This is a genomic window from Streptomyces sp. NPDC050549 (assembly GCF_040655035.1).
Taxonomy (GTDB): domain Bacteria; phylum Actinomycetota; class Actinomycetes; order Streptomycetales; family Streptomycetaceae; genus Streptomyces.
This window is the reverse complement of sequence record NZ_JBFAJD010000013.1, coordinates 153,735-177,325: the sequence shown is the minus strand read 5'-3', so window position 1 is coordinate 177,325 and position 23,591 is coordinate 153,735. Positions and strand designations below refer to the sequence as shown.

Here is a 23,591-nt window from a genome sequence, read left to right as displayed (position 1 = left end):
GCATTACGCTCTGGCCCCAAGGGCGGGGTCGTAGCGCAGAGGCAGGCGCACCGGTCTCCAGAACTGGGGCACGCTGGTTCGAATCCAGCCACCCCGCCCCCTCTCGGCCCGGCTCAGGCGATCGCGCCCGCCGTCACCACCAGCTCCGCCACGTTTCCCTGGAAGGTTTCGATCAGCTGCGCCAGCACCGCCCAGGCGTCCTCGCGAGCGGCCAAGTGGTCGCGCACCAGCGGCCGTAGCGCGTCCTGGGCCTCGCCCACGCGTGTGGGGAACAGCAGTTGGCCTGTGGACAGCACGTTCAACACGTGTGACGCGGGGCCCCAGGAGGTCGCGTAGTCGGCGGGGCCGTCCAGCACTCCGGCCTGCTCGACCCGGTGGGTGAACTTGCGGTGCGTGCCGAACTGCGCGCGGAGCGCAGGCGGGCAGTCCGGGCGTATCGCCAGTGCCCAGCGCGCGTAGCCGGGCAGTGGGCGGTCCCGGTCCGCCTCGGTGACCGCCTGCCAGTCGGAGCGCTTCAGGACCATCGACGCGGCCGTCCGCGCGGCCTGCATGGAGGTGGCCTCGCGCAGGGCGCCGAGAAGGCCGAAGCGGGTGAAGCTCTCGGGCACCGGTGGTTCCAGCTCCGGGCTCAGGCCCTCGACAACAGTCGGCGAATCCTCGTCGGCGGGACCGAACGGCACGCCCCGGACGATGGCCCGCCGCATCGCGTTGTCCGCCGACACATGCCGCCAGACGCTGAGGTTCAGTTCCGGATCGTTCTCCTCCAGAACCCACAGCAGCACGGAGGCCGGTACCGCCGTCCTCGTCCAGGACCACATCAGGACGTTGCGCCGCGCCTCGGCACTCCTGTCGTCCTCCGGCTCCGGCAGCCCGATCCGCCGCCGTACCCGCTCGGCGTCTCCGCCGCCGATCAGGCCCAGCAGGAAGTCGACGGCCGACCCTGACGTGCTGTTCTCACGCATGGCCGCATGATGCCGCAGCAAGGCGGCGGCCCGCACCGGCAAATGGATCGCCGGGCGGGCCGGGGCCGGTCGGGTCAGGCGCTCGCGCGGGCCGCCATGCGGGCCTTGCGGATGGCCAGCTTCTCGTCGAACTTGGAGGCCTCGGAGTCGAGGCCGCCCATGTACAGGCCGATCTCCTCCTGGGCGCGCCGGCCCTCGGGGCCGAGACCGTCGATCTCCATGACCTTCAGGAAGCGCAGCACGGGCTGGATCACGTCGTCGTGGTGGATGCGCAGGTTGTAGACCTCGCCGATGGCCATCTGGGCGGCGAACCGCTCGAAGCCGGGCATGCCGTGACCGGGCATCCGGAAGTTGACGAGGACGTCGCGCACGGCCTGCATGGTGAGGTCGGGGGCGAGCTCGAACGCGGCCTTCAGGAGGTTGCGGTAGAAGACCATGTGGAGGTTCTCGTCGGTCGCGATGCGGGCCAGCATGCGGTCGCAGACCGGGTCGCCCGACTGGTGGCCGGTGTTGCGGTGCGAGACGCGCGTGGCCAGTTCCTGGAAGGCGACGTACGCCACGGAGTGCAGCATCGAGTGCCGGTTGTCCGACTCGAAGCCCTCGCTCATGTGCTGCATGCGGAACGCTTCGAGCTTGTCCGGGTCGACCGCGCGGGAGGCGAGCAGGTAGTCCCGCATGACGATGCCGTGCCGGCCCTCCTCCGCCGTCCAGCGGTGCACCCAGGTGCCCCAGGCGCCGTCGCGGCCGAACAGGGAGGCGATCTCGTGGTGGTAGCTGGGGAGGTTGTCCTCGGTGAGGAGGTTCACCACGAGGGCGATGCGGCCGATCTCGGTGACCTTGGACTGCTCCTTGTCCCAGGCCTCGCCGTCCTCGAAGAGGCCGGGGAAGTTGCGGCCGTCGCTCCAGGGCACGTACTCGTGCGGCATCCAGTCCTTGGTGACCTTGAGGTGCCGGTTGAGTTCCGTTTCGACGACTTCCTCCAACGCGTACAGCAGCTTGGCGTCGGTCCAGACTGCGGGGCTGCCGAGGTGCGGGGAAGTGATCGTCACGGGGACTCCAGGGGGACGTGGTGCAAAACTGAACAAACCGGCGAGCGGTGCCGGGGTCTGTGCAACTTACGGAATCGTAGGCTACGAAACCGTAGGTTACGAGACCGTAGGTTAAGGACGCTGTAAAGATCGCTGTTCAGGCCCGCGTCGCCGGGGTATCCCGAACAGCGCCAGGGCCGCAGGTCCCGGCGTCGGACGGGTGATCCGTCCACCCGCTCAGGCGTACAGATCCCGGAGCCTGACCGAGAGGCACGTCACACAGCCTTCGAGCTTCTCGAACTCGCTGATGTCCACCACGACCGGCTCGTGGCCGAGGTCGGCGAGCAGGTCGGCCGTCTTGGGCGCGCTCGCCGCCATCAGCAGCTTGTCGCCGCCGAGCAGCACCACATGCGCACCGGCCTCCTCGGGCACCGACAGGAAGCGCGGGAACAGCGCGGGCCGGTCCACCTTCGGGATGTGCCCGAGCACCGTCCCGTCGGGCAGCGCGGTGACCGCCGACTTCAGATGCAGCACCTTGCTCACGGGTACGGCGACCACACGCGCCCCGAGCGGCTCGAACACGGCCCGCAGCTGCTGCACACCGGCCGCGTTCGTACGCCCGCCCCGGCCGACGTAGATCGTGTCGTCGACCTTGAGGACGTCGCCGCCCTCCAGGGTGCCCGGTTCCCAGACCCAGTTCACCGAGCAGCCGAGCCGGGCCACCGCCTCCTCCACCCCGCCGGTCTCCTCGCGCCGGGACTCGGCGCCGGGCCGGGTGATCAGCGCCACGTTCTTGTACATCACCACCGTGTCCTCGACGAACACGGAGTCGGGGAAGTCGTCGGCGGGCTCCACCTCGATCGTCTCCCAGCCGTGCGTCCGCAGCGCCTGCACGTACGCCTCCCACTGCTCGACGGCTCGCTCGACGTCGACCTTCTCCCGCTCGATGTGCGTGACCAGCCCTTCGGCCAGGCGCGGGCTGGGGCGGCGGACGAGGGCCTTGTGGCTGGGCACGAGCGGGACTCCGTATCGGCGGGATCGTTTCCGGTGCCGGCGTCGCGGCACCGGTTGGCCATCATGCGTCACCCGTCCGTGCCGACAAAACCCCTGCCGTGAGGCTGTGGCCCTCCTGAGATGCGCCGCCCTGTCCTAGTCCGGCTGTTCCACCTCCTCCGGAGTGATCGTCCGCAGCTCCCCGTCCAGCAGCAGCCAGCGGGTGACGCCGACGGACTCCAGGAACGGCAGATCGTGACTGGCCACGATCAGCGCGCCCTCGTAGGACTCCAGCGCCGTGGTCAGCTGGCGCACGCTCGCCATGTCGAGGTTGTTCGTCGGCTCGTCCAGCATCAGCAGTTGCGGGGCGGGCTCCGCCAGCATCAGCGCGGCCAGCGCGGCCCGGAAGCGTTCGCCCCCGGACAGGGTCGCCGCTAGCTGGTCGGCGCGGGCGCCCCGGAACAGGAAGCGGGCGAGCCGGGCCCGGACCCTGTTGTTGGTGGCGGCAGGCGCGAACCGGGCCACGTTCTCGGCCACGGTCAGCTCGTCGTCGAGGACGTCGAGCCGCTGCGGCAGGAACCGCAGCGGGACATGTGCCGTCGCCTCGCCCGACAGCGGCGCCAGCTCCCCGGCGATCGTGCGCAGCAGCGTCGTCTTGCCCGCGCCGTTGCGCCCGATCAGCGCGATCCGCTCCGGCCCGCGCACATCGAGCCCGCCGGACACCCGCGCGCCGTGGGCGAGTTCGAGGTCCAGGAGGGTCAGGACCGTACGACCCGGCGGTACGGCCGTGTACGGCAGGTCGACGCGGATCTCGTCGTCGTCCCGTACGGCCTCCACCGCCTCGTCGAGCCGTTCCCTCGCCTCGGTGAGCCGCTCCTCGTGCATGATGCGGTGCTTGCCCGCGGACTCCTGCGCCGCCCGCTTCCGTGCCCCCATGACGATCTTCGGCTCGCGCTTCTGGTCGTTCATCTTCTGCCCGTACCGCTTGCGGCGGGCCAACTTGACGTGGGCGTCGACCAGTTCGCGCTTCTGCTTGCGGAAGTCGGACTCGGCGACGCGCACCATCCGTTCGGCGGCGTCCTGTTCGACGGCGAGGGCCTCCTCGTAGGCGGAGAAGTTGCCGCCGTACCAGGTGATCCCGCCGGAGCGCAGATCGGCGATCTGGTCGACGAGGTCCAGGAGTTCGCGGTCGTGGCTGACCACGATCATCACTCCCGGCCAGGATGCGACGGCCGTGTACAGCCGTCTGCGCGCGTACAGGTCGAGGTTGTTCGTCGGTTCGTCGAGGAGCAGGACGTCCGGCCGGCCGAGCAGCAGCGCGGCCAGCCGCAGCAGGACCGACTCGCCGCCGGACACCTCGCCGATGGTGCGGTCCAGGTCGATGTGTCCCAGGCCGAGTTCGCCGAGGGTGGCGAGGGCCCGTTCTTCCACGTCCCAGTCGTCGCCGAGCGTCTCGAAGTGTTCCTCGGCCGCGTCACCGGCCTCGATGGCGTGCAGGGCGGCCCGGCGCGCGGCGATGCCGAGGGTCTCGTCGACGCGCAGGGCGGTGTCGAGCGTGACGTTCTGCGGGAGGTGTCCGACCTCGCCCGCGACCCGCACTGTGCCGTCGACCGGGGCGAGTTCGCCCGCGATCAGTTTCAACAGGGTTGATTTTCCTGATCCGTTGACGCCGACGAGACCGGTTCTGCCGGGTCCGAAGGCGACGTCGAGGTCTTCGAGGACGGGGGTGCCGTCGGACCAGGCGAAGGAGAGGGACGTACAGGTGACGGAGGAACTCATGCAGACCTCGCGGTTGCTCGATGCGGTCAGGGCAGACGCGTTGCGAGACACCGCGGGGCGGGAGGCTGGTCCCGGAGGGCACGGAAAGGGCCCTGTTCCGGAGGACGGCTCGGACGCCGAGGTCGAACACGACGGACACACCTCAGGGGTGTGTGACGCGGTGTCTCAGAACCTCAGACGAGCAACGTCCTTCTCCAATCGATGGCAACAGGACCGAGGGAAACGCTACGGAGGGCCCTTGTCGCCTGTCAACGCAATTAAAAGGGCGCCCCCGGCCGACACATCGATGTCGGATTCCTGCCAGCCGACATGCGCCCGCGGCTGCTTGAGTGGGGCACATGACGAACCACAACACCCTTCGTGACCGGGCGCCGGCCTTCCGCGCGCTGCATGTACCGGGGCGTCCGCTCGTCCTGCCGAACGCCTGGGACGCCGCCAGCGCCCGCATCGCCGAGGACGCGGGCGCGTCGGCCGTGGCGACGACCAGCGCGGGCCTCGCCTGGGCCCTCGGCGTCCCGGACGGCGACCGGCTGGACCGGGACCGGGCCCTGGAGGCGGTCGCCCGCATCACCTCGGCCGTGTCCGTGCCGGTGAGCGCCGACATCGAGAGCGGCTTCGCGAAGGACCCGGCGGGCGTCGCCGACACGGTCCGCGCGGTGCTCGCGGCGGGCGCGGTGGGGGTGAACATCGAGGACGCGCTCTACGGCGGTGAGGGCGTCCTGCGCCCGGTCGCCGAGCAGGCCGAGCGGATCGCCGCCGCCCGGGAGGCCGCCGACGCGGAGGGGGTGCCGCTGTTCGTCAACGCGCGCATCGACACGTTTCTGCGGGGCGCCGGGGGAGTGGACGCGACCCTGGAGCGGGCCGCCGCGTTCCGGGCCGCGGGCGCGGACGGGATCTTCGTCCCCGGGGCCGTCGAACCGGGAACGGTCAAGGAACTCGCCGACGGGATCGACGGTCCGCTCAATGTGCTGGTCGGCCCCGGCGCACCATCGGTCGCCGAACTGGCCGCGCTGGGCGTCGCCCGGGTGAGCGCGGGCTCCGGCGTCGCCCTGGCCGCGTACGCCGTGGTCCGCCGTGCCGCGCGGGAGCTGCTGGACACGGGTACCTACGACGCGCTGGCGGGAGGGCTGGGCTACGGCGAGCTGAACTCGCTGCTGGACCGGGGGAAGTAGCTCAGCAGGCGTCCCGCATCAGCTCGGCGAGGTCGTGGTCCAGGTCGAGCTGGAGGTGTTCGAGACCGGCGGGCACCAGCTCACCGGTGGCCCGCAGGAAGCGGCGGATCTCCGTCGAGCGGACATGCACGACGGCGGTGCCCTCGGGGGCGTGGAACTCCAGGACGGTGCGGTCGAAGCCGTAGGGCCGCACCCGGACGTCGCCGTGGCCCTCCGCCCCGTGCAGACCGGCCGACAGGAGTTCCCGGGCGAAGGTCCAGCAGACCTCGACGCCCTCCAGGGTGGCCGGCGCGGGGAAGGTCATCCGGACGGCGAAGGGGTCGCGCCGGTCGTAGTGCAGGGTGGCGGGAATGCTCAGCATCCGCGGTGCGGCGGCGACGAGACGGGCCTCTACGGGCTGCTCGATGACGATGGACAACGCCTTGCTCCCTTGTGTGACGGCGGTGCGGACTGCGGTGACGGCCGGAAGGACTCCCGGAAGGACTCCGGAACGGACCTCCGGGTGGACTGGTCCGCATTGGAAGAGACGCCGGAACTGGCCAATCCGTGCACACCAATTTCTAGTGACCTCTGTCACCGCCGCCCATATGCGCCCAAGGCGGGCGAGGGCCATCTGGACGGCCTCCGGACAGTGGGCTAGCTTCGCCCGCCATGAGGCGCATGGGGAACACGCGACAGGTGGGACGTACGTACCGAAGGGCGGCGGCCGGGGTGATGTGCGCGACGGCGCTGGCCGTGCTGACCGCCGTACCGGCGCAGGCACGGGACACGGCGCACCGGGCCCCGCACTGGGAACTCAAGGACAGCGGGGCCGCCGGTGTGCGCTTCCGGGGACTGTCGGCGGTCAGCCGGAACACCGCGTGGGTGGCCGGGACCGCGGGAACCGTGCTGCGCACCACCGACGGCGGGGCGAGCTGGCGGAACGTCTCGCCGCCCGGCGCGGCCGACCTGCAGTTCCGGGACGTCGAGGCGTTCGACGCGCGGCGCGCGGTGGTGCTGGCGATCGGCGAGGGCGAGGCGTCCCGCGTCTACCGCACCGACGACGGCGGGACGACCTGGACCGAGTCCTTCCGCAACACCGACGCGAACGCCTTCTACGACTGCATGACCTTCTTCGACAGCCGCCACGGCCTCGCGATGAGCGATCCGGTGGACGGCAGGTTCCGCATCCTGTCGACCGGCGACGGCGGCCGCTCCTGGAAGGTGCTGCCCAGTACCGGGATGCCGGCCGCGCTCGACGGCGAGGCGGGCTTCGCGGCCAGCGGCCAGTGCCTGGTGAGCTCCGGGCCCCGGGACGCGTGGCTGGCCACCGGCGGGGGTGCACGCGCGCGTGTCCTGCACTCCGCCGACCGCGGCCTCACCTGGACGGCGACCGACACACCGATCCCGGCCGGTGACCCCGCGCGCGGGGTCTTCGCGCTCGCCTTCCGCGACCGTACGCACGGGCTCGCGGTCGGCGGCGACTACACCGCCGACCAGCCGTCACCGCTGGCGGCGGCCGTCACCGGCGACGGTGGCCGCACCTGGGCCCCCGCCACGACCCCGCCGCCCGCCTACCGCTCCGGCGCGACCTGGCTGCCCCGCAGCCGCTCCACCGCCCTCGCGGTCGGCCCCACCGGCACCGACGTCACGACCGACGCGGGCCGTACCTGGAAGACGGTCGACACCGGCTCGTACGACACCGTGGACTGCGCGGCCGACCTGGGCTGCTGGGCGGCGGGGGAGAAGGGGCGCGTCGCACGGCTGGAGGACTGAGGGCCGTGGGCGGTGCGGCGGGCCCTTCATGGGCCCCGCCGCCGGAGATGCCCGTACGCTCGGCACCACCATGACGACCGTACGCATTCCCGCGGGCTGGCCCGCGACCGAGGAGCAGGCCCGCGCCGTCCAGGACGAGTTGCGGGAGCGGGTGGTGACCGGTGAACCGGGACCGCCGCCGGGGACCGGGCACGTCACGGGAGTCGACGTCGCCTACGACGACGAGCGGGACGTGGTGGTGGCAGCGGCGGTCGTGCTGGACGCGGCGGACCTCACCGTCGTCGCCGAGGCCACGGCCGTCGGCAGCGTCTCCTTCCCGTACGTGCCGGGGCTGCTCGCCTTCCGCGAAATCCCCACGGTACTGGCCGCGTTGGAGTCCCTGCCCGGCCCGCCGGGCCTGGTCGTGTGCGACGGCTACGGCCTGGCCCACCCCCGCCGCTTCGGCCTCGCCAGCCACCTCGGTGTCCTCACCGGCCTGCCCACGATCGGCGTCGCGAAGAACCCCTTCACCTTCACCTACGACGACCCGGGCAGCCCGCGCGGCTCCGCCACTCCGCTCCGCGCGGACGCCGACGAGGTCGGCCGCGCGCTGCGCACCCGCGACGGCGTGAAGCCGGTCTTCGTCTCCGTCGGCCACCGGGTGACCCTGGACAACGCCTGTGCCCACACCCTCGCGTTGACCCCGCGTTACCGCCTCCCGGAGACGACCCGCAGGGCGGACGCGCTGTGCCGGCGGGCGCTGCGGGAGGCGACCGCCTGAGTACCGGTGGCGTGCCGCTTCTGAGTACCTGTTCTGAGTACTTGTACGGATGTGGCCGCGCTCGGGTGATCGGCAGGCTGTGCCGCATGACAACTCACCGTTCTCCGAAGCCCGTTGCCAGTCCGAGCCAGCCGATCGAGCGTGCCGTGACGATCGCGCTCGTCCTGTCCGTGGCGGCGGGCCTCGCCTGGATCGGCGGGATGATCTACACGCTGTGGCCGTGAGCCGGACGGGTGTGCGGAGGCGGAGAACACTCGAGCCCCACACCGCAACAACCGGTGTGGGGCTCGGACTTGAGCGCCGGGCAGGCCTTGCACCTGCATCTCCCCGCAGGAAGCGGGGCGTCTTTCCTTGGACCACCAACGCGTAACCAGGCTCCGGGTGTTACGGCGACCGGCTCGTGATCAACTATAGCCCATCCCGAGGGCCGCTCCGAACTCTCCGATCAGCGGGGCCAGTTCGTGGCCCGGCGTTCCGCCTCGGCGTGCCACCAGCCCGGCGGGGACGGGCCGACGGCCTGGGCGGTGGGCCGGTCCGGATGCAGTCCGAGGCGTTGCAGCGCGTCGGCGCGCACCCGGACGTCGAACCAGCCGTGCCAGTGGCCGTCCGGCCCGATGCCGCAGGCGAGACCCCAGCTCAACTCGCCCTCGGCGAAGGGCATCCAGTCGATGCCGTGCTCGCGCAGTCAAGCGCGTGCGGCCGCCCACGGCGTGAGGCGGCCGGGCACGTTCTCGTAGGCCGCGACGGTGATCCAGTCGGTGTTCGGCGTCCGCATGACGCCCATGGTGCCATGGGGAGCCGACACGCTCACCGCGTCGCCGCCACCCGGAACACGATGCCCGCGGCGCGGAGTCGCTCGACGAGGGCGTTGCCCATCGCGGCCGCCGTCGTCACCTGGCCGGCGGTGGGCGGGAGTTCGTCGAGGGCCAGGGAGAGGGCCGCCTCCGCGAACATCTTCGCCGTCTCGTCGTAGCCGGGGTCGCCGCCCGAGACCTCGGTGAAGACGCGTCGGCCGCCGCCCTCGCCCACGAACCTGACGGAGAACCAGCTCTTCGCGCGTTTCTCCGGGCTCGGTCCGTCGCCCGGCTTGAGGCGGTCGGACAACCAGCGGCGGGCGGGCGGGAGTTGAGCGGCGGTGGCCAGTGCGCCGACCGCAGTGACACCGCCGAGCGCCACGGGAAGGTGCCGTACGGCCGCGTAGTGGCGGTAGCGGAAGTCGGGACCGTAGCGCTCCAGGGCCCTCGCGGATCGTTGAACGATCTGCGGGTCGATGGTCGGCAAGGGCACCGCCCAGGAGCCGATCTCCCCGGCGAACCGCGGTGCCCCGGCGGGTGCGGTGGCCCGCCGTCCCACCAGCCGCGGTTCGTGGCGCCGCCGGTCCCGCGCGGCGGCCAGCACCTGCCGGCCGCGCCCGAGTTGGGTCAGCGCCGTGGCGAACGTACCGCCGGAGAACATCGCGTCGGCGGTCACGAAGCCGTCCACCGTCAGGGGCACCCCTTCCGGCAGCTGCTGGACGGTGAAGTACGCCCCCAGGTCGTGCGGAACCGAGTCGAAGCCGGCCGCGTGCACCAGCCGTGCGCCGGTCTCACGGGCGCGTGCGTCGTGGCGGACGTACGTCAGGTCGACGAACTCCGGCTCGCCGCTGAGGTCGAGATAGTCGGCGCCGGTGTCCGCGCAGGCGGCGACGAGGTCCTCGCCGTAGGTCACATAGGGGCCGACCGTCGTGGCCACCACGCGCGCGTGCTCGGCGAGTTCGCGCAGCGAGGCCGGGTCGGCGACGTCGGCGCGCAGGACGCCCAGCGCCGTGCCGCCGGGCAGCCGTTCGCGCAGCCGCTTCAGTTTGAGCTCGTCGCGGCCGGCGATCGCCCAGCGCAGGCCCTCGGGTGCGTGCGCTGCGAGGTACTCCGCGGTGAGCGCGCCGACGAAGCCCGTGGCTCCGAAGAGCACGATGTCGTAGGGACGGTCCGTCCTGTTCAGCCTGCTCATGACACTCCTGGGTCCCGCAGCCCGCGCCGCTGTCGGTGGCTGAGGCTAGCGTGAAGAGTGCGGAGCCCGACGACGAGCCCGGAGGTATCAGGTGGCCGTGCCCAGGAACGCCCTGAAGAAGTGGGCGAAAGTACGTGAGTTCGCCCTCGGGCTGCCGGGCGCGGTCGAGGAGTTCCCCTGGGGCGAGAGCGTCGCCAAGGTCAACAAAAAGGTGTTCGTCTTCCTCGGTGTCGACGACGGCAGCCACCCGCTCGCCCTCACGGTCAAGCTCACGGACGAGACCGCCCGCACCCACGCGCCGACCTCACCGGGCGCCGAGCCCGCCGGCTACGGCCTCGGCAAGGCCGGCTGGGTGCGGATACCGCTCGCCGGGCGGGGCGCCCCGGCCGCCGAGCTGCTGAGCGACTGGGTGGAGGAGAGCTACCGCGCGATCGCCCCGAAGCGACTGACGGCCGAGCCGGCCGCGGAGGGCCGTGGCCAGGGGCGGCCCGCGGAGGTACTTTGACTAAGCGCTTGCTCGCCGAGCTCTTGTATCGAATGGAACACGTTCTTAGCATCATCGGTGTTACATCAGTTGTGTCACAGCTGGGGGCTGGATGACAGCGGCAACGACGCCCGGGCACGGCCCGCTCTCCGGCGTGCGCGTGGTCGAGCTGGCCGGGATCGGCCCCGGCCCCTTCGCGGCCATGCTGCTCGCCGACCTCGGTGCCGACGTCGTCCGCGTCGACCGGCCCGGCGGCCCCGGACTCGGCATCGCCCCCGAGCACGACATCACCAACCGCAACAAACGCTCGGTCCTCGTCGACCTGAAGGCAACCGAAGGTCCCGCACGCGTCCTCGACCTGGTCGAACGCGCCGACATCCTCATCGAGGGCAACCGCCCCGGTGTCACAGAACGCCTCGGCGTCGGCCCCGAGGCCTGCCACGCCCGCAACCCCCGGCTCGTCTACGGCCGGATGACCGGCTGGGGCCAGGACGGCCCCTTCGCCCCGCGCGCCGGCCACGACATCGCCTACATCGCGCTGACCGGCACCCTCGGCATGATCGGCAGCCCGGGGGAGCCCCCGCCCGCCCCCGCCAACCTGCTCGGCGACTACGCGGGCGGCTCGCTCTACCTCGTCGTCGGCGTCCTCGCGGCCCTCCACCACGCGCGCGTGACCGGCACGGGCCAGGTCGTCGACGCCGCCATCGTCGACGGCACCGCCCACCTCTCCTCGATGATCCACGGCATGCTCGCCGCCGGCGGCTGGCAGGACCGGCGCGCCGCCAACCTCCTGGACGGCGGCTGCCCCTACTACGGCACCTACGAGACCGCCGACGGCAGGCACATGGCGGTGGGCGCGCTGGAGCCGCGGTTCTACGACGAGTTCACGCGCCTCCTCGGCCTCGCCGACTTCGCCGACGCCCGCAGGGACTGGACCCGCTGGGGCGAGCTGCGCGAGGCGGTCGCGGCCCGCTTCCGCAGTCGCACGCGAGACGAGTGGACCGTCGTCTTCGAGGGCACGGACGCGTGCGTGGCGCCCGTGCTGTCGCTCCGTGAGGCCCCGAAGCATCCGCATCTCGCCGCGCGCGGGACCTTCACCGAGCACGGCGGGATCACCCAGCCCGCCCCCGCGCCCCGGTTCTCCCGAACGCCCACCTCGGTGCGCGGCGGGCCCGCCCTGCCGGGCGCCGACACCTCGGACGTGGCCCGTGACTGGGACGTCCCCCGGCTTGCCGACGTCGTTGAGGACTCCGGTCGGGGAACACCTCGACGCGTCCTCGAAAACCCTCAGTGAAAGGCTTGGCAGTGAGCACCGAAGCGTATGTCTACGACGCGATCCGCACCCCGCGCGGGCGCGGCAAGGCGAACGGATCCCTGCACGGTACGAAGCCCATCGACCTGGTCGTCGGACTCATCCACGAGATCCGCGAACGCTTCCCGGACCTGGACCCGGCGGCGATCGACGACATCGTGCTCGGCGTCGTCGGCCCGGTCGGCGACCAGGGCTCCGACATCGCCCGGATCGCGGCCGTGGCCGCCGGGCTCCCGGACACGGTGGCCGGCGTGCAGGAGAACCGCTTCTGTGCCTCGGGTCTGGAGGCCGTCAACATGGCCGCCGCCAAGGTGCGTTCGGGCTGGGAGGACCTCGTCCTCGCCGGTGGCGTCGAGTCGATGTCCCGGGTGCCGATGGCCTCGGACGGCGGTGCCTGGTTCAACGACCCGATGACGAACCTCGCCGTCAACTTCGTGCCCCAGGGCATCGGCGCCGACCTGATCGCCACGATCGAGGGATTCTCGCGGCGCGATGTGGACGAGTACGCGGCGCTCTCGCAGGAGCGGGCGGCCACCGCCTTGAAGGAGGGCCGCTTCGAGCGTTCCGTGGTGCCGGTGAGGGACCGCAGCGGCCTGGTCGTCCTCGACCACGACGAGCACCTGCGCCCCGGCACCACCGCCGACTCCCTCGCCCGGCTCAAGCCGTCCTTCGCGGACATCGGCGAACTCGGCGGCTTCGACGCCGTGGCCCTGCAGAAGTACCACTGGGTCGAGAAGATCGACCACGTCCACCACGCGGGCAACTCCTCCGGCATCGTCGACGGCGCCTCGCTCGTCGCCATCGGCTCCAAGGAGGTCGGTGAGCGCTACGGCCTCACCCCGCGTGCGCGGATCGTCTCCGCCGCCGTCTCCGGCTCCGAGCCGACCATCATGCTCACCGGGCCCGCCCCGGCCACCCGCAAGGCCCTCGCCAAGGCCGGGCTGACCATCGACGACATCGACCTCGTCGAGATCAACGAGGCCTTCGCCGCCGTCGTCCTGCGCTTCGTGCGGGACATGGACCTGTCCCTGGACAAGGTCAACGTCAACGGCGGCGCCATCGCGCTCGGCCACCCGCTCGGCGCGACCGGCGCGATCATCCTCGGCACGCTCGTCGACGAACTGGAGCGCCAGGGCAAGCGCTACGGCCTCGCCACGCTGTGCGTCGGCGGCGGCATGGGCATCGCGACGATCGTCGAGCGCCTCTGAGACCCCGGCGGCCGGCAGCGCTGTCTGCGGCCACCCGAGGCTTCCGCGGCGACCAGAGACTTCTACGGAGAACCCCCTCATGACCGAGAGCACCACCATCCGCTGGGAACAGGACGACACCGGCGTCGTCACCCTCGTCCTCGACGACCCGAACCAGTCCGCGAACACCATGAACGCGGCCTTCCGCGACTCCCTCGCCGCGATCACCGACCGCCTCGAAGCCGAGCAGGAGTCCGTCCGGGGCATCATCTTCACGTCCGCCAAGAAGACCTTCTTCGCGGGCGGCGACCTGCGCGACCTGATCCGCGTCACGCCCGACACCGCCCAGGAGCTGCTCGACGGCGGCCTCGCCATCAAGCGGAACCTGCGCCGCATCGAGACCCTGGGCAAGCCGGTCGTCGCCGCGCTCAACGGCGCGGCCCTGGGCGGCGGTTACGAACTCGCCCTCGCCTGCCACCACCGCGTCGCGCTCGACGCCCCCGGCTCGAAGATCGGCTGCCCGGAGGTCACCCTCGGCCTGCTCCCCGGAGGCGGCGGAGTCGTCCGTACGGTTCGGCTGCTGGGCATCACCGACGCCCTGCTGAAGGTGCTGCTCCAGGGCACCCAGTACAGCCCCCGGCGGGCCCTCGACAACGGCCTCATCCATGAAGTGGCCGCCACCCCGGCCGAGTTGATCGCCAAGGCCCGCGCCTTCATCGACGCCAACCCGCAGTCGCAGCAGCCCTGGGACAGGCCCGGCTACCGCATCCCGGGCGGCACTCCGGCCAACCCCAGGTTCGCGGCCAACCTGCCCGCCTTCCCGGCCTCCCTGCGCAAGCAGACCAACGGCGCCCCCTACCCGGCCCCGCGCAACATCCTCGCCGCCGCCGTCGAGGGCGCCCAGGTCGACTTCGAGACCGCGCAGCTCATCGAGGCCCGCTACTTCGTCGAGCTGGCGGCCGGGCAGACCTCGAAGAACATGATCCAGGCGTTCTTCTTCGACCTCCAAGCCGTCAACTCCGGCGCCAACCGCCCCAAGGGCATCGAATCGCGACCCGTCCGCAGGGTCGCCGTCCTCGGAGCCGGGATGATGGGCGCGGGCATCGCCTACTCGTGCGCCCGCGCGGGCATCGACGTCGTCCTGAAGGACGTCACGACGGAGGCCGCGGCCAAGGGCAAGGCCTACTCCGAGAAGCTCTGCGCCAAGGCCGTCTCCCGCGGTCGTACGACCCAGGAGAAGGCGGACGCGCTGCTCGCCCGCATCACCCCCACCGCCGACCCGCAGCAACTCGCGGGCTGCGACGCGGTGATCGAGGCCGTCTTCGAGGACACCTCCCTCAAGCACAAGGTGTTCCAGGAGATCCAGCACATCGTCGAGCCCGACGCGCTGCTCTGCTCCAACACCTCCACCCTCCCCATCACCGTCCTCGCCGAAGGCGTCGAGCGCCAGGCCGACTTCGTCGGGCTGCACTTCTTCTCGCCGGTCGACAAGATGCCCCTCGTCGAGATCATCAAGGGCGAGCGCACCGGCGACGAGGCCCTCGCCCGCGCCTTCGACCTGGTCCGGCAGATCAAGAAGACGCCGATCGTCGTCAACGACTCGCGCGGCTTCTTCACGTCACGGGTGATCGGGCAGTTCATCAACGAGGGTGTGGCGATGGTCGGCGAGGGCATCGAGCCCGCGTCGATCGAGCAGGCCGCCGCACAGGCGGGCTACCCGGCCAAGGTCCTCTCCCTGATGGACGAGCTGACGCTCACCCTCCCGCGCAAGATCCGCAACGAGTCCAGGCGGGCCGTCGAGGAGGCGGGCGGCACCTGGCCCGCGCACCCCGCCGAGGCCGTCATCGACCGGATGGTCGACGAGTTCGGCCGCACCGGGCGCAGCGGCGGCGCGGGCTTCTACGACTACGGTGACGACGGCAAGCGCGCCGGCCTGTGGCCGGGTCTGCGCGAGCACTTCACCCGTGAGGGCGCCGGGATCCCCTTCCAGGACATGCAGGAACGCATGCTGTTCTCCGAGGCGCTCGACACCGTCAAGCTCCTTGAGGAGGGCGTCCTGACGTCCGTCGCGGACGCCAACATCGGGTCCGTCTTCGGGATCGGCTTCCCCGGCTGGACCGGCGGTGTCCTGCAGTACATCAACGGCTACGAGGGCGGCCTGCCCGGATTCGTGGCACGCGCGCGTGCGCTCGCCGAGTGCTACGGGGAGCGGTTCACGCCGCCCGCGCTGCTCGTCGAGAAGGCCGAGAAGGGCGAGCGGTTCGGCGACGCGCGCTGACGTGTCGGCGTATCGCTGAGCGACACGCTGCCCTTGCCCTCGGGGGACGGGACCCCGACGCTGACCCGCGAACCGGTCAGCGGTCCCGTCCCCCGAGGAGCCCCCATGGGTCACCGTCCCGCCCTCGCCCTCCTCGACATCCTGCGCGGTGAGAGCGTGGACCGGATCTTCGGCAACCCCGGCACCACCGAACTCCCCTTCCTCGCCGCCTTGTCGGAGGCCGAGGACGCCCCCGAGTACGTCCTCGGCGTCCACGAGGGCGCCGTCGTCTCCATGGCCGACGGCTACGCGCGCGGCACCCGCCGCCCCGCGTTCGTCAGCCTGCACATCGCCGCCGGACTCGCCAACGGCCTCGGCGGCCTGCTCAACGCCCGCCGTTCGCGCACCCCGCTCGTCGTCACGGCCGGCCAGCAGGACCGCCGCCACCTCCAGCAGGACCCCATGCTTTCCGGTGACCTCCTCGGCCTCGCCCGGCCCGCGGCCAAGGCGACGTACGACATCCAGCACGCCCGCGACCTGCCCCTCGCCCTGCGCCGCGCCTTCGCCCAGGCCCAACGGCCGCCCGCCGGGCCGGTGTTCCTGTCCCTGCCCATGGACCTGCTGACCGAGGACACCGAGGTCGAGGTCCCCGCCCGCACCGCACCGCCCCGGCCGGGCCCCGCCGCCGGACTCGACCGGGCCGCCGTACTGCTCGGCGGTGCCGCCCGCCCCGCGATCGTCGCCGGGGACGGAGTGGGCCGCGAGGACGCGGTCGGCGCACTCGTCCGTACGGCCGAGGCCTGCGGGGCGACCGTCCACCACCAGCCGATGGCCGACTGCCTCAACTTCCCCGCCACACACCCCCTTTACGCCGGGATGCTGCCACCCCGCCACGACGCGATCCGAGCCGCCCTCTCGGCCTACGACGCCGTCCTGATCGTCGGCGCCCACGCGTTCACGCCCCACCACTACAGTCCCGGGCCCGCCCTGCCGCCCGGCATCACCGTCGTCCAACTCGACTCGGACGCCGACGAGATCGGCCGCAACTTCCCCGCCGACGCGGGCCTGGTCGGCTCCCTCGCCCCCTCGCTGCACCGCCTGGCCGAGCTGTTGCGCGAGCAGGTCCCCGACCACATCGCGAAGGCCCGCCTGCTGCGCGCCGGTGAACGGCACACCGCCGAACGGGCCCGCGCCGAGTCCGCCGCCCGCGCCGCCTACTCGGCGGCACCCCTCGCACCCTGGGCCGCCGCCCACGCCGTCGCCCGCGGCCTGCCGCCGGACGCCGTGGTCGTCGAAGAGGCCATCACCGTGGGCCTGTTGCTCCGCAGGCTGCTACGCCTGGACCGGTCCGGCAGCTACACCCACACCGTCGGCGGCGGCCTGGGCTGGGGCATCGGCGCCGCCGTCGGCCGCTCGCTCGCCGACCCCGGCCGGCCGGTCGTCTCGGTCCTGGGAGACGGCTGCGCGCTCTTCGGACTCCAGGGACTGTGGAGCGCGGCCCGGCAGCGCGTGCCGGTGCTGTTCGTGGTGATGGGCAACGGCAGCTACCGCACCCTCCAGGACACCTACAAGGCGATGGGCGGCAGCGGCAGTTGCCCCGGCACCGAACTCGGCGCCCTGGACTTCACCCGGGCCGCGCGCTTCTTCGGAGTCGACGCGGCACGGGCGGAGAGCGCGGACCACCTGCGCGAACTGGTCGCCGGAGTCGACGAGTTGACGCGCCCGATGCTCGTGGACGTACCGCTGCGGACCGCGTAGAGATACCGCTTCGATTGCGGTCGCGACTCACCGTGACCCACACCTTGTCACCCGTGCGCTGAAGCGACCACCATCGGTCCATGACGGACGGGCAGTTGCCGAAGTCGGTGCTCGCGCGCGGAGTGTTGCTGCTGCGCGCCTGCGGCGAGGCCGGGACCGCGCTCTCCCTCGCCGAACTGGCCGTGCGCACGGGCCTGCCCAAGCCGACGGCACACCGGCTGATCGGCGAACTGGTCCGCCTCGGCCTGGTCGAGCGCATGGCGGACGGCAGCTACCGCATCGGGCTCGCCCTCTTCGTCCTGGGCCAGTCCTCGCCGTCCGTACGGGAGTTGCGGGACGTGGCGCTGCCCTACCTGGGCGACCTGCACGAGGCGACCCACGAGAACGTGCACCTGGCCGTGCCGGACGGCACCGACACCCTCTTCCTGGAGAAGATCACCGGCCGCCGCGCCACCCCGATCGTCTCCCGCACCGGCGGCCGGCTGCCCGCCCACTGCACGGCCACAGGCAAGGTCTTCCTCGCCCAGGACCCCCGCCCGCCCCGCCGAACCCTGCCGCGCCTCACCCCGCGCACCCTGGTCCTCCCCGGCCAGCTCGCCCGCGACCTCGCCCTCACCCGGGCCCGCGGCTACGGCGTCAACCTGGAGGAGGCCGAGATCGGCATCTCGGCGGTCGCGGCCCCCGTCTACGCCGCCGACCGCGGCTCCCGCCCGATCGCCGCGATCTCCGTCACCGGCGGCACCCGCCGCCTGGACGTGGACCGCATCGGAGCCCGGCTTTGCGCGGCCGCGCGGGCGATCACGCGGAGCCTGTCAGTCTGACGCGGCCACCTCAGGACCCTGCCGGTCCGACGCCGCCGCCTCGGGCCGCTGCACAGCCACCGCCAGCCCGTGCTCGGTCAGCTGCTCCCCGCGCACCTCCTCCGTGACCCGCCCGCGCACGAACACCAGCACCCGGTCGCACACCTCCGTCAGCTCCGCGAGGTCGGTCGAGGCGATCAGGACGGCCGCGCCGCCCGCCGCCAACTCGCCGACGATACGGTGCATTTCGGCGCGTACGCCGACGTCGACACCACGGGTCGGATCGTCCAGGACGACGATCTTCGGCTCGGTTGCGAGCCACTTGGCGAAGACGACCTTCTGCTGGTTGCCGCCGGAAAGGCGGGCCACCAGGTCGTACGGCCCGCCGCGCAGTCGCAGCCGCCCGGTCAACTCGGCCGTCAGGCGGACGAGTTCGGAGCGGGCGGGGGCGATCCCGCCCCGGCCCAGCGCCAGCCAGCTGACCGCCGTGGTGTTCTCCCACACCGTACGGTCCGGCATCAGCCCGTACCGTTTGCGGTCGCTCGGCACGAAGGCCACGCCTGCGCGCACCGCGCCCCGCAGCGAGTGCGGCAGACCGCGGCCGCCGACGTCCACCCGGCCCCCGGCGACCGCCGTACGCCCGCACACCACCGCCAACGCGTCGAGATGACCCGCCCCTTGCAGGCCCGCGACCCCGACCACCTCACCCGCCCGCACGGTGAACGTCACATCGGTCAGCCGCCCGGGCACGGTCACCCCGGAGAGCACCACGGGCGGCGGCCGGTCCGCCAACGACCGTGCCCGGCGCGGTGGTTGCTCCGGGCGGCCGCCCAGCATCGCCGACACCAACTCCGGTACGCCGACCTCGGCCCGCTCCACGCCCGCCAGGACGACCCGCCCGTCCCGCAGGACCGTCACCCGCTGCGCGAAGCGCATCACCTCCTCAAGGAAGTGGGAGACGTACAGGACGGCGATGCCCCGGTCGGTCAGCGTGCGCAGGACGCGTTCGAGGCGGTCGACGGCCGCGGTCGGCAGCGCCGACGTGGGCTCGTCGAGGATCAGCAGCCCCGGGCGGCGCAACAGTGCGCGCGCGATCTCCGTCAACTGCTGGTCCGCGAGGGAGAGTTCACCCAGTTCGGTGCGCGGGTCCACGTCGAGCCCGAGTTCCGCGAGGACCGGCCGGGCCGCCCGGTCCATGGCGCGCCGGTCCAACAGGCCCAGGCGCAGGGGTGGATGCTGGGGGAAGAGGTTCTCGCGGACGGTGAGGTCCGGGAAGAGGCTCAACTCCTGGGAGACGACGGCGATCCGGGTGTCCTTGGCCGCCCGCACCGTCCCGCCGTCCGCACCCAGCGTCCCCGACAGGATGCGCACCAGCGTCGACTTCCCGGCACCGTTCTCGCCGACCAGCGCGTGCACCTCACCGCCGCGCAGCCGGATCGACGCGCCGTCCAACGCCCGTACACCGCCGTAGGACCTGACCAGTCCCTCCGCCACGAGGATGTCGTCGTGGACCATCTCAGCGCGCGTCCTTCAGCGGCTTGAGGTTGGCCGCCTCGTCGCCGAGCAGCTTGTCGATCGTCGGCTTGTACCAGTCGTAGGCCGCCTGCGCCGACTTCTGCCGGGCGATGATGTCGTCGATGTCGGACGAGTCGACGACCGCGCCGGGGGACAGGAACCAACCGTCGGGCAGCTTCCCCTTCTTGTCCCGGACGGCCTCGATCAGCATCGCCGTGGACAGATAGCCCTTGAGGAAGTGCTGCGGGTCGATGGTCACGAAGTTGGAACCGTCCTTCACCGCGTCCAGGGTCTTCGGGTCGACGTCGAAGCCGGCCGTGAGCCACTTGCCGTGCTCCGCCTTCTTGATCTTGGCGAGGTTGTAGCTGTCGGCGTCACCGACACCGAGGAAGGCGAGCGCGTTCGGATGGGCGTTGACCTGTGCCGACCAGGAGCTGTAGTTCTGGCCGGGGTCGCTGTACGTCTGGAAGGGGCCGAGCACCTTGACGCCGGGGGCTTCCTTCTTGAACGTGTCGGAGATGCCCTTCGCGCGGTTGTCGAGCACCGGGGTCCCCGGGTTCGGCACACCGATCACGATCTGGCCCTTCGGGTCGGCGCCGAGCCGCTTCAGGGCCTCCTTCGCCATCAGCTCGCCGAGCGCGTAATTGTCGTTGCCCACATAGAAGTTCACCTTGCTGCCGTCGGTGGGGGAGGTGTCCAGGGCGACGACCGGGATGCCCTGGTCGACGGCGCGGGCGGCGGGCCGGGTGAAGATCGGCGGGTCGAGGTTCTCCAGGACGATGCCGTCCTTGGCGACCGTGGTGAGGTTCTGGAACAGCTGCACCTCTGCCGGGCCGTCCGTGTTGGGCGGTCCCACGGCCTTGAAGTCGACCTTCCCCGCGTGGCTCGCCGCGCTCTGCGCGCCCAGCACCATCTCGTGGGCGAAGTTCAGGGAGATGTTGGCGACCGAGATCCCCATCTTCAGCCGGCCGCCGCTGCCACCGGAGCCGGCGCTGCCGCAGCCTGCGGCGGCCAGCAGGACCAGGGCGCCGAGCGCCGCGGACCACGTACGCGAACGGGGGTGCATCACGGCCTCCAAAAGGCTGGACCACTAAGGGACTTGGGGCGGAGAGGGGTTTGGGCCAGGGGGACTCGGCGGCCCACAGGTGAGACCTCACTTGCGACGGCGTCCGGCGCGGCGCAGCGCGCTGTCGGCCGCGACGGCGACGAGGATCACCCCGCCGGTCGCGAACGACGTCCAGTTGATGGGGACTTCGAAGAACACCAGGCCGGAGGCGACGACCGACAGGATCATCGCCCCGGCCACCGCACCGACCACCGAGCCGCGGCCCCCGGCGAGCGGAGTGCCGCCGATGATGCACGCGGCGATCGCCTGCAACTCGTAGCCCTGGCCCAGAGTCGGATCTCCGGCGCCGTAGAAGGCGAGCGCGAGCGCGGCGGCGCAGGCCGTGGTCAGGCCGGACAGGGCCAGCGCCTGGACACGGGTGCGGACGACCGGGATGCCGCTGAACGCGGCGGCGTCGGGGTTGGACCCGATCGCCCGCACCCGGGCCCCGAAACGGGTCCGGGACAGCACGACCGCCAGCACGACGATCACGGCCAGCAGCACCCACAGCGCGAACGGCACCCCGCCCGGATCACCGCCCGCGAACGTGAAGAACGAGTCGTCCAGCGGGAGATCGGTGATCTGCTTGCCGTCCGCGAGCGCCAGCCCGACACCCCGGAACAGCATCAGGGTGCCCAGCGTGACGATGAACGACGGCAGCGCCAGCAGCGTCGTCACCAGCGCGTTGAACACCCCCAGCACGACCCCGGTGGCCAGCATCACCGGCACCGCCAGCCAGGGCGGGGTGCCGTCCCGCACCAGCAGCGCCCCGACGACCAGGCACATCGCGTAGCTGCCGCCGACCGACAGATCGACCTCGCGCATCGACAGCGCGAAGACCATGCCGCACGCCATCAGCGAGATGTAGACGGAGTTGTGGGCGGTGGACAGGAGGTTGTTCGTGTCCAGGAAGTCCGGGTACGGGATGCCGATCCCGGCGATCAGCAGCCCCAGCACGAGCAGCACACCGAACTCGTCCCGGACCCAGCGGCGCGGGAACGGCATCGACCGGCGCCCGAAGGACCCCAACAGGCCCTGCCCGCCGCCCTGTTCACGGGCGCGCTCGGCGTCGTCCGCGTCGTCCACGGCACGCTCGGTCTCGGTCATCGGGCAGGCTCCCGTAAGCGGCTGGTGCTGGGGTCGTCACGCAGGGTGGGCCCACCGGGCGTGAGCGGCAACCAGGGCGTTTCAGCGAGTGGAATGCGCTCTTGCCGGGTGCCTGACGGATCGTCACACTCGGCCCCATGGAGACGCGTACCGCCCTGGTGACCGGAGCGGCGCAGGGCCTCGGGCAGGAGTTCGCCGTCGCGCTCGCCGGGCGCGGCTACCGGGTCGCCGGACTCGATCTCGTCGCACAGCCGGAGACCGCCGAAAAGGTCCTGGACTACGTGGAGTTGATCGGCGACGTCACCGACGAGGCCCAGATCCAGCAGGCGTTGGACCACCTCATCGGCCAATTCGGCACCCTGCACGTCCTGGTCAACAACGCCGGCGTCTACCCGTCGCACCCCTTCGAGGAGACCACCCCCGAGGAATGGCGCCGCATCATGCGCGTCAACCTGGAGGCGCCGTTCCTGCTGACCCGCGCGGTCCTGCCGTATCTGAAGGCCGCCGGCCGGGGCCGCGTCGTCAACATCGTCTCGGCGGCCGTCCTCACCGCACCGCCCACGATGGTCCCCTACGTCGCCTCGAAGATGGGCCTGATCGGCTTCACCCGATCGCTCGCGGCGGCGCTCGGGCCCTACGACATCACCGTCAACGCGATCGCGCCCAGCATGGTGCGCACCGCGACCGCCGAGCGGACGGTCGGCGCCGACGGCGGCTTCGAGCACGTCCGCGACCAGCAGGTGGTGCCGCACACCCAGCAGCCGTCCGACCTGGTGTCGACCCTGCTGTACGTGGTCGACGAGGGCAGCGGATTCCTCACCGGACAGACACTCAACGTGTCAGGAGGATCCGCCTACTTGTGAGGCGCCGAGCCACTGCTGGAGCTCCTCCCGCAGCGACCGCTGAAAGACCGTCAGCAGGGCCTGCAGCACCAGGGGTTGCATGTGCGCGGACAGTGACTTCACGTCCTGCGCGGCGCGTTGGGACACCTCCTCGCGGAATACCTGCGACAGCTCGTGGGCCGCCGCGCGGGAATGCTCGATCAGTACGGTGCGCGCGGCGAGGATCGCCGCCTGCGGCAGCGGTACGTCGAGCAACCGCACCCCGAGCCGCAGCAGACCGGAGTCGACGCGGTACGCGGCACCGTCGACCCGCACCACGTCCATCGCGCCGAGCCGCTCCACGTCCTCCTCGGTCAGCGTCCGCCCCGCCCGCCGCTCCAGCTCCCGCCGGTCCAGGGTCTCCGTGCCGTCCGGGGCCCAGGAGGCCACCACCGCGCGGTGGATCGCGAGGTCGTGTGCGCCGAGGTCCGGCGGCAGTTGCCCCACGTACCGCTCGATCGCCGCCAGCGTCATGCCCTGGTGCTGCAACTCCTCGATCAACGCGAGCCGCGCCAGATGCTGCTGCCCGTAGTGCCCGACCCGCCGGGCCCCGATCACCGGGGGCGGCAGCAACCCCTTCGTGCCGTAGAACCGGACCGTGCGGACCGTGGTGCCGGCCCGCGCGGCCAGTTCGTCGATCGTGAGCGTCGGCTCCCCGGCGTCGGTCGTCATGCGCAGCAGTATCGCTGTCTCACCAACGCTGTGAAACCACCGGAAGCTCTGTGGAACCACCGGAAGGCCGTTGTCAGT

Annotated in this window: 22 protein-coding genes and 1 tRNA gene; 12 read left to right on the top strand and 11 right to left on the bottom strand. The window is 71.9% G+C overall.

Annotated features, from left to right (window positions below; all coding sequences use genetic code 11):
• Positions 1-22: 22 nt before the first annotated feature.
• Positions 23-98, top strand: a tRNA-Trp gene (locus AB0I51_RS21080).
• A gap of 15 nt (positions 99-113) precedes the next feature.
• On the opposite strand, the gene AB0I51_RS21075 is transcribed toward AB0I51_RS21080, so the two are convergent.
• The 4 genes from AB0I51_RS21075 to AB0I51_RS21060 form a co-directional block, all read right to left on the bottom strand.
• A complete protein-coding gene (locus AB0I51_RS21075; protein WP_362977231.1) occupies positions 114-962 on the bottom strand; it encodes a hypothetical protein in 849 nt (282 codons plus the stop codon).
• A 74-nt stretch (positions 963-1,036) separates the two neighbouring features.
• Entirely contained in the window at positions 1,037-2,011 is a 975-nt protein-coding gene (locus AB0I51_RS21070; RefSeq protein WP_362977229.1) for an acyl-ACP desaturase, read from the bottom strand.
• A 216-nt stretch (positions 2,012-2,227) separates the two neighbouring features.
• Complete coding sequence (gene ddaH, locus AB0I51_RS21065; protein ID WP_362977227.1) at positions 2,228-3,004, bottom strand: dimethylargininase; 777 nt, start codon at positions 3,002-3,004, stop codon at positions 2,228-2,230.
• A gap of 135 nt (positions 3,005-3,139) precedes the next feature.
• Positions 3,140-4,762: an ABC-F family ATP-binding cassette domain-containing protein gene (locus AB0I51_RS21060; protein ID WP_362977225.1), complete on the bottom strand. Its 1,623-nt coding sequence runs from the start codon at positions 4,760-4,762 to the stop codon at positions 3,140-3,142.
• 338 nt (positions 4,763-5,100) lie between these two features.
• On the opposite strand from AB0I51_RS21060, the gene AB0I51_RS21055 reads away from it, so the two are divergent.
• Entirely contained in the window at positions 5,101-5,934 is an 834-nt protein-coding gene (locus tag AB0I51_RS21055) for an isocitrate lyase/phosphoenolpyruvate mutase family protein (protein ID WP_362977223.1), read from the top strand.
• A 1-nt stretch (position 5,935) separates the two neighbouring features.
• On the opposite strand, the gene AB0I51_RS21050 is transcribed toward AB0I51_RS21055, so the two are convergent.
• Positions 5,936-6,352, bottom strand: a complete 417-nt coding sequence (locus AB0I51_RS21050; protein ID WP_362977221.1) for an SsgA family sporulation/cell division regulator — start codon at positions 6,350-6,352, stop codon at positions 5,936-5,938.
• A gap of 296 nt (positions 6,353-6,648) precedes the next feature.
• Here AB0I51_RS21050 and AB0I51_RS21045 point away from each other — a divergent pair, with 296 nt between their 5' ends.
• The 3 genes from AB0I51_RS21045 to AB0I51_RS21035 all read left to right on the top strand — a co-directional run bounded on the left by AB0I51_RS21045 (position 6,649) and on the right by AB0I51_RS21035 (position 8,673).
• Positions 6,649-7,689: an oxidoreductase gene (locus AB0I51_RS21045; RefSeq protein ID WP_362977314.1), complete on the top strand. Its 1,041-nt coding sequence runs from the start codon at positions 6,649-6,651 to the stop codon at positions 7,687-7,689.
• A gap of 70 nt (positions 7,690-7,759) precedes the next feature.
• On the top strand, positions 7,760-8,449 hold the full coding sequence (locus AB0I51_RS21040; protein WP_362977219.1) for an endonuclease V: 690 nt from the start codon (positions 7,760-7,762) through the stop codon (positions 8,447-8,449).
• 86 nt (positions 8,450-8,535) lie between these two features.
• Entirely contained in the window at positions 8,536-8,673 is a 138-nt protein-coding gene (locus AB0I51_RS21035; protein WP_362977217.1) for a hypothetical protein, read from the top strand.
• A 221-nt stretch (positions 8,674-8,894) separates the two neighbouring features.
• On the opposite strand, the gene AB0I51_RS21030 is transcribed toward AB0I51_RS21035, so the two are convergent.
• Together AB0I51_RS21030 and AB0I51_RS21025 are read right to left on the bottom strand one after the other, a co-directional pair.
• Positions 8,895-9,110 (bottom strand): hypothetical protein, encoded by a 216-nt coding sequence (locus tag AB0I51_RS21030; protein ID WP_362977215.1) that lies wholly within the window; start codon positions 9,108-9,110, stop codon positions 8,895-8,897.
• A 146-nt stretch (positions 9,111-9,256) separates the two neighbouring features.
• Positions 9,257-10,435, bottom strand: a complete 1,179-nt coding sequence (locus AB0I51_RS21025; RefSeq protein WP_362977213.1) for a saccharopine dehydrogenase NADP-binding domain-containing protein — start codon at positions 10,433-10,435, stop codon at positions 9,257-9,259.
• A 91-nt stretch (positions 10,436-10,526) separates the two neighbouring features.
• Between AB0I51_RS21025 and AB0I51_RS21020 the strand changes: the two genes are divergently transcribed.
• The 6 genes from AB0I51_RS21020 (at position 10,527) to AB0I51_RS20995 (ending at position 18,254) form a co-directional block, all read left to right on the top strand.
• Positions 10,527-10,940, top strand: a complete 414-nt coding sequence (locus tag AB0I51_RS21020; RefSeq protein WP_362977211.1) for an MmcQ/YjbR family DNA-binding protein — start codon at positions 10,527-10,529, stop codon at positions 10,938-10,940.
• Between the two features lie 91 nt (positions 10,941-11,031).
• On the top strand, positions 11,032-12,213 hold the full coding sequence (locus AB0I51_RS21015) for a CaiB/BaiF CoA-transferase family protein (protein WP_362977209.1): 1,182 nt from the start codon (positions 11,032-11,034) through the stop codon (positions 12,211-12,213).
• A gap of 11 nt (positions 12,214-12,224) precedes the next feature.
• A complete protein-coding gene (locus AB0I51_RS21010; protein WP_362977207.1) occupies positions 12,225-13,439 on the top strand; it encodes an acetyl-CoA C-acetyltransferase in 1,215 nt (404 codons plus the stop codon).
• A gap of 79 nt (positions 13,440-13,518) precedes the next feature.
• Complete coding sequence (locus AB0I51_RS21005; RefSeq protein ID WP_362977205.1) at positions 13,519-15,696, top strand: 3-hydroxyacyl-CoA dehydrogenase NAD-binding domain-containing protein; 2,178 nt, start codon at positions 13,519-13,521, stop codon at positions 15,694-15,696.
• Between the two features lie 105 nt (positions 15,697-15,801).
• Positions 15,802-17,433 (top strand): thiamine pyrophosphate-binding protein, encoded by a 1,632-nt coding sequence (locus tag AB0I51_RS21000; protein WP_362977203.1) that lies wholly within the window; start codon positions 15,802-15,804, stop codon positions 17,431-17,433.
• A gap of 80 nt (positions 17,434-17,513) precedes the next feature.
• Complete coding sequence (locus AB0I51_RS20995; protein ID WP_362977201.1) at positions 17,514-18,254, top strand: IclR family transcriptional regulator; 741 nt, start codon at positions 17,514-17,516, stop codon at positions 18,252-18,254.
• Here AB0I51_RS20995 and AB0I51_RS20990 read toward each other — a convergent pair.
• The 3 genes from AB0I51_RS20990 to AB0I51_RS20980 all read right to left on the bottom strand — a co-directional run bounded on the left by AB0I51_RS20990 (position 18,246) and on the right by AB0I51_RS20980 (position 21,960).
• Complete coding sequence (locus tag AB0I51_RS20990) at positions 18,246-19,748, bottom strand: sugar ABC transporter ATP-binding protein (protein ID WP_362977199.1); 1,503 nt, start codon at positions 19,746-19,748, stop codon at positions 18,246-18,248. The two genes, AB0I51_RS20995 and AB0I51_RS20990, sit on opposite strands and share 9 nt — an antisense overlap.
• Before the next feature lies 1 nt (position 19,749).
• Positions 19,750-20,814 carry a substrate-binding domain-containing protein gene (locus AB0I51_RS20985; RefSeq protein ID WP_362977197.1) on the bottom strand — a complete coding sequence of 355 codons (1,065 nt, stop codon included), beginning with the start codon at positions 20,812-20,814 and terminating at the stop codon, positions 19,750-19,752.
• Between the two features lie 87 nt (positions 20,815-20,901).
• The gene (locus AB0I51_RS20980; protein ID WP_362977195.1) at positions 20,902-21,960 is read right to left on the bottom strand and encodes an ABC transporter permease; all 1,059 of its coding nucleotides are present in this window, start codon (positions 21,958-21,960) and stop codon (positions 20,902-20,904) included.
• 137 nt (positions 21,961-22,097) lie between these two features.
• Between AB0I51_RS20980 and AB0I51_RS20975 the strand changes: the two genes are divergently transcribed.
• On the top strand, positions 22,098-22,823 hold the full coding sequence (locus tag AB0I51_RS20975) for an SDR family oxidoreductase (protein WP_362977193.1): 726 nt from the start codon (positions 22,098-22,100) through the stop codon (positions 22,821-22,823).
• Here the strand turns inward: AB0I51_RS20975 and AB0I51_RS20970 are convergent.
• Positions 22,800-23,513, bottom strand: a complete 714-nt coding sequence (locus tag AB0I51_RS20970) for a MerR family transcriptional regulator (RefSeq protein WP_362977191.1) — start codon at positions 23,511-23,513, stop codon at positions 22,800-22,802. The two genes, AB0I51_RS20975 and AB0I51_RS20970, sit on opposite strands and share 24 nt — an antisense overlap.
• Between the last annotated feature and the right edge of the window lie 78 nt (positions 23,514-23,591).